The sequence below is a fragment of the Paraburkholderia sp. genome, from assembly GCF_034668105.1.
In the GTDB taxonomy this organism is placed as follows: domain Bacteria; phylum Pseudomonadota; class Gammaproteobacteria; order Burkholderiales; family Burkholderiaceae; genus Paraburkholderia.
Window position 1 is genome coordinate 1 of sequence record NZ_JAXDPY010000496.1, and the last position, 5,615, is coordinate 5,615.

Consider the following 5,615-nt stretch of genomic DNA (forward strand, 5'->3'; position numbering starts at 1 on the left):
AAACCGATGCCGGGCGCGCGCAGGCGCACGGGTTCGTCGACGTCCGGCAGTAATCCGCGATCGTGCGCGACGCCCGCAAGCAGCGCGAGGTACATCTTCGCGACGCTGAAAGTGAGGTCGGCGCGATCGGGCTCGCCCCAGGTGGTCAACACGCGGCCATCCACGGCGATCGTGCCCGACACGGGGCCGCGATCATGGACGGGGCCCAGCAGGCGGTTCCACGGCGGCGGATCGTTGACATGAACGCCCCACGCGCCATCCACATGGCGATCCCAAAGCGACTCGTGTTCTACTGCGAAGCGCACGGCTTGTTGCAAATCGTCTTGCATTCTTGATGTCCTGACTTTCAACGGGTTCAACGAGGATGACAGCTCTAACGCCGGTCGCGCGGCCAGCGCGGCCGGCGTCATTCAGTGCGCGTTCAGACGTGCGCGTGCCCATATCAGCGTACCCAGACTGACGATGGCCGCGAGCATCAGATAAAGACCCGGCGCGAGGTTGTTGCCGGTTGCCGCGATCAGCGCCGCCACGGCGAGCGGCGTGAATCCGCCGAATACCGTGGTGCCGATGTTGTAGCCGAGCGCCATGCCGGTCGTGCGCGTGCGGGTCGGAAAGAATTCGGACATCAGCGCGGGAATCGGCGCAAAGTACGTCGCCTTCAGGACGGCCACCCACACGACGGCGGCCAGCAGTGTCAGGAGCGAGGGGTACGCATTCATCAGCATGAACGCCGGATACACCGTCAGGAAAAACAGCACGCCGGCGCAGAGCATGATGCGCGTGCGTCCCACCTTGTCGGACCAGTGGCCGACAACCGGCGTGAGCACCATCATGATGAAACCGGCCATCAAGGTGGCGACGAAGCCGGCCCACGGCGCGAGGCCCAGTTGCCGCGACGCGTATGTCGGCATGTACAGGAGCATGTAGTTGGCCGTGGTGGTGAGCACGAGCGCGCCAATCGACGCGAGCACGCGCGACTTCTGCGTGGCGAGCAGCTCGCGTACCGGCGAGGCGGCCTTTTCCGCGCGCTCGAACTCCGGCGTTTCGTCGATACGGCGGCGGATATAAAGCCCGACCGGACCGATCAGGATGCCGAACAGGAACGGAATGCGCCATCCCCAGCCTTCCAGTTGAGACGGGGTCAGCGTGCTGGTCAGCACCGCGCCGAACGCCGAGGCGAGCAGCGTGCTCGCGCCCTGGCTCGAAAACTGCCAGCTCGCCATGAAACCCTTGCGCTGCGGCGCATGCTCGATCAGGAACGCCGTCGAACTGCCGAACTCACCGCCGGCCGAGAAGCCTTGCAACAGCCGCGACGCGAAGATGCCGATTGGCGCGAGCAGGCCGATCGACGCATACGGCGGCATCAGCGCGACCACGCTGGTGCCGAGCGTCATCATCGCAATGGACAGCGTGAGCGACGCCTTGCGGCCCTTGCGGTCGCTGAACGAGCCGAGCACGAGCGCGCCGACGGGCCGCGCCAGATACGACAGCGCGAACGTGCCGAACGTCAGCAGAAGCGACACGGTTCTATCGTGGACCGGAAAGAACAACCGCGACAGCACGGTCGCGAAGTAGCCGTACACGACCAGGTCGTAGAATTCGATCGCGTTGCCGATGGACGTCGCGAGAATCAGACGCGAGATGCGCTGGTGCGACGCGGGCGGGGCGATCGTGCCGGCGGCGGTGGCGGATTCGATGCTCATGACGGTTGTCCTGTTCCGACGGCTGCGACGGCTGCGACGCTTGCAACGGTTCGTGGGAGTCGCGATGCACTGCTCCCACCGCCGGCACTGTCGGGCGCGTCGGCGTCCTGCACGCCGAGGTCCCAGAAGAGCCCTGCCATGATGCCGAGGCCCTCCCGGATCACAGGACCGAGCAGATGCTCGTCGGGCGCATGTTGCGAGCAGCCCGGATACGAATGCGGAACCCACAGGGTGGGCATGCCGAGCACCTCGGCGAAGGCGTCGTTCGGCAGCGTGCCGCCGAGGTTCGGCAGCAGCACCGGCTCCACGCCGGTCGTTTGCCGCAGCGAGCGCAACGCCCACTGCACCCACGGATCGAGCGGGTCCACGCGCGTCGCGGGCATGCCGCGTTCGACGTCGATATCGACCATGCCGAAGCCGTGCTCGTCGAGATGCCGGCGCAAAATCGGTTCGAGGTTTTCCCAATCCGTGCCGACCACGAAGCGGATCTGCATGTGCGCAAACGCGTGCGGCGGAATGGCATTGACCGGCTTCTCGGGGTTGCCCGTGCGAAACGCCAGCACTTCGAGGTTATTCCAGCCGAAGACGCGCTCGGTCGGCGTGAGGCCGGGCTCGCCGTAGTCGGCGTCCACCTCGGGCTCACCCGGGTTGCCGCCCACCGCGATGTCAGCGAGCGCGCGGCGCACGGGCTCAGGCACGGGCGGCGGGCGCAAGCCTTCGACGAGTATCCGGCCGTTTGCATCGACCATCGACGCAATCGCGTTGGCCAGCACGACGGCGGGATTGCGCAGCAGCCCGCCCCAATTGCCCGAATGATGACCGCCGTCGCGCAGTTTCACGTCGAGGCGGAAATTCACGAGGCCGCGCGAGCCCAGGAAAATCGTGGGGCGTTGGGCGGCGAGGCGAGGGCCGTCCGAGGCGATCAGCACGTCGGCGGCCAGTTCGTCGCGCAACTGCGCACAGACGGCGTGAAGGCCCGGCGAACCGACTTCCTCGCCGGTTTCAAACAGCAGTTTGAGATTGAAGCCGAGCTTGCCGCCGCGCGCATCCAGCACCGCTTTCAGCGCGGCGAGGTTGATGCTGTGCTGGCCTTTGTTGTCGGCGGTCCCGCGTCCGTACCAGCGGTCGCCTTCGACCGTCACGCGCCACGGCGCGAGGCCCTCGCGCCACTGAGCGTCGTAGCCACGCACCACGTCGCCGTGGCCGTAGGTGAGCACGGTCGGCAGCGTGTCGTTTTCCCGCCGATGCGCGATCAGAAACGGCCCGGCGCCCCGAACGGGATTGTCGACGATGCGGCAGGTAAAGCCCCATTCGATCAGCGTCGGCGTGATTTCGTCGCTCAGATAAGCGCGCAGGGGCGCGCCGCTGTCAGCTTCCTGGCTCTCCGTGCGCAAAGCGACGCGGCGCTGCAGGTCACCGAGAAAACGCCCGGAGTCGTACTGCTCCGTGGCATGGCGGATAGCGGTATCGCGTGTCAAGATGGTTCCCCCGAATTGCGCGCCGCAGCGCGAGCGGTCGATGACTCAAACGAGAATGAACAAGCAAAGCGTTCCCGCAATCCTGGCGTGGACGATATTTGTGGACAATTACAATATTTGGCAGCGATCGTTGCCGAAACGGCAAAGGGGGAGCTTGACGATATGGATAACACCGCACTGCGTTATTTTCTGGAAGTGGCTAGGAGCGGTTCGCTCAGCCAGGCATCGACCCGGCTGTATGTGGCCGTGTCGGCACTGAGCCGGCAGATCGCGAAGCTCGAGGAGGAGGTCGGCGCGGCGCTTTTCGAACGGCGTCCGCGCGGCATGGTGCTAAGCGATGCCGGGCGTTTGCTCGCCGAACACGCGCAGCGCAGCTTGCTCGACGCGGAGCGCGTCGCGGAGGAAATCCGCGGGCTGACCAACGGCGGGCGCGCGACTATTCGCATCGCCAGTTCGGAGGGCGTCGCGCCGCACTTTCTGCCGCAGGTGTTCGCGCGCTTTCTGAAGACGCATCCTGCAACGCATTTTCAGCTCAACGTAGCCGCGCCCTCTGTCGCGACGCAGCGCGTGCGCGAGGGCACCGCCGACATCGCCGTGTGCTTCAGCATCGCGCCGGAGAAGGACATCAACGTGGTGTACTCGCAGCGCGCGCCGATCTTCGCGCTTGTCAGACGCGATCATCCTCTTTGCGAGCGCGAGTCGGTGTCGCTAGCGGACCTGTTGCCGTGGCCGTTCGCGATCAACAATACGGGCGTGACGATCCGCCAGCTGTTCGACATTGCGTGCAGTCTCGAAGGCCTCGTGTTCGATCCGGTGTTCGTGAGCAACTATCACCCGGCCCTGCAGAGCTTCGTGCGTCAGACCGATGCGGTCACGTTGACGGGACTTCTGACGGTACGCGGCCGGCTCGCCCCCGACGGGCTCGTCGCGCTGCCGATCAGCAATCCCGCGTTGCACCAGCGCACGCTTCAGATCCAGACGATGGCCGGTCGAATCCTGCCGAGCGCGATGCAGGTGTTTCTCCAACTGCTGACGGGCGCAATCGATAATCCGGCGCTGCTCGACTGAGCGCTGCGCCGTTCGAGCGCAACAGGGGTTGATGCCTTCGCGTGATAGCCCGCGATCCGCACGACGCGAACGCGCGTCCATGTGCGACGCGGCAGTCGAGTCGCGGCGGTCGCCATCAGCCGGCGGCCCCGCGCGGACCGGTCGACTAACCATCGGAGAGAGTCCCGCCGCAATCTGATGCCGAGGCCGTCTCGACGGGGGAGCGCACGGTTCTTGCGGAGTCCGAATGCTTATCGCGAGAGCCGCGGGCGACAAGCGGCTCCAGGTGGTGGGGCCGCCCCACCGGTCAGGTAGGAGGAGCTATGCGAGGAATAAATGACAAAGCCCGCGCTGCAGTTTTTGCCATGGCGATCTCATTGCTTTCGGCATGTGGCGGGCACGGAAGCAGCAACAGTGACGGCGGCGCAGCACCGCCGGCAGGCGGCATCAACCTGCAAATCGTCTCGTTCGGCGACAGCCTGTCGGACGTCGGAACCTACGCACCCATCGCGAACGCGGTTGGCGGCGGACGATTCACCACGAATCCGGGACAAGTGTGGACTCAGCAGGTCGCGCAATACTACGGCGATACACTAAGCGCTGCGTACACCATCGACATTTCGCATAAGCTCAGTGCAAAGGGCGGCCTTGGCTATGCGGAAGGCGGCGCCACCGTGGCGACGCCAGCTGACCAGTATGCCTTTCTGACCGACATAATCGGCGACATTGAAATGCCCGTCAGTCAGCAGGTTTCGAGCTATCTGAGCGCTCACAAAAGCTTCAACTCGAATCAACTGGTGCTCGTGTGGGCTGGCGCGAACGACGTTCTTCGGGCCGGGTCGCTGCCCGCCGCTGCCCAGACGGTGGAGACGGCGGCCACTGTGCTCGCCCAACTGGTCGGGCAGATGGTTCAGGCCGGCGCTACTCATGTCGCGGTAGTCAATCTTCCGAACATCGGGTTGTCCCCAGACGGCCTCGCTTCGTCCGATGGCGGGGCAAACTTGACGCAGCTTTCGCAACTCTTCAACAGTAGCCTGAATGCCGCTTTGCAGACGAATGGCCTGCAAAGCAAGGTGATTCAGATCGATGCCTATACGTGGCTGAACCAGATCATCGCGAACTTCCAGGCCAATGGCTTCGGGGTGGCGAATACCGGCGTCGCCTGTGATCCCGGCAAAACGCCCCGGCAGTCGGCGCTGCTATGCTCGCCGGCCACCTACGTCGCTGCCAACGCGGATCAGACGTACATGTTCGCCGATAACCTTCATCCGACGACGCATCTGCACGCGCTGTTCGCACAGTTTGTGGAGCGTCAGATCGCCAACGCCGGCGTGGGCCATTGAACCGACCGGCGCCGCCTGGGGGCGGCATGGGCGCGGGTTTCGCT

At 65.1% G+C, this 5,615-nt stretch carries 4 protein-coding genes and 1 pseudogene; 2 read left to right on the forward strand and 3 right to left on the reverse strand.

Translation table 11 applies throughout. The features are described 5' to 3' along the window. The 3 genes and pseudogenes from QOC89_RS22340 to QOC89_RS22350 form a co-directional block, all read right to left on the reverse strand. Positions 1 to 329, reverse strand: a pseudogene (locus QOC89_RS22340) (serine hydrolase); the annotation flags it as partial. Between the two features lie 81 nt (positions 330 to 410). Further along, positions 411 to 1,703: an MFS transporter gene (locus tag QOC89_RS22345; RefSeq protein ID WP_323047006.1), complete on the reverse strand. Its 1,293-nt coding sequence runs from the start codon at positions 1,701 to 1,703 to the stop codon at positions 411 to 413. Continuing rightward, a complete protein-coding gene (locus QOC89_RS22350) occupies positions 1,700 to 3,181 on the reverse strand; it encodes a M20 family metallopeptidase (protein WP_323047007.1) in 1,482 nt (493 codons plus the stop codon). Before QOC89_RS22350 ends, QOC89_RS22345 begins: the two co-directional genes overlap by 4 nt. Before the next feature lie 162 nt (positions 3,182 to 3,343). On the opposite strand from QOC89_RS22350, the gene QOC89_RS22355 reads away from it, so the two are divergent. Together QOC89_RS22355 and QOC89_RS22360 are read left to right on the forward strand one after the other, a co-directional pair. Next, a complete protein-coding gene (locus tag QOC89_RS22355) occupies positions 3,344 to 4,249 on the forward strand; it encodes a LysR family transcriptional regulator (RefSeq protein ID WP_323047008.1) in 906 nt (301 codons plus the stop codon). A gap of 302 nt (positions 4,250 to 4,551) precedes the next feature. Beyond that, a complete protein-coding gene (locus tag QOC89_RS22360; RefSeq protein WP_323047009.1) occupies positions 4,552 to 5,571 on the forward strand; it encodes an SGNH/GDSL hydrolase family protein in 1,020 nt (339 codons plus the stop codon). The last annotated feature ends 44 nt before the right edge of the window (positions 5,572 to 5,615 follow it).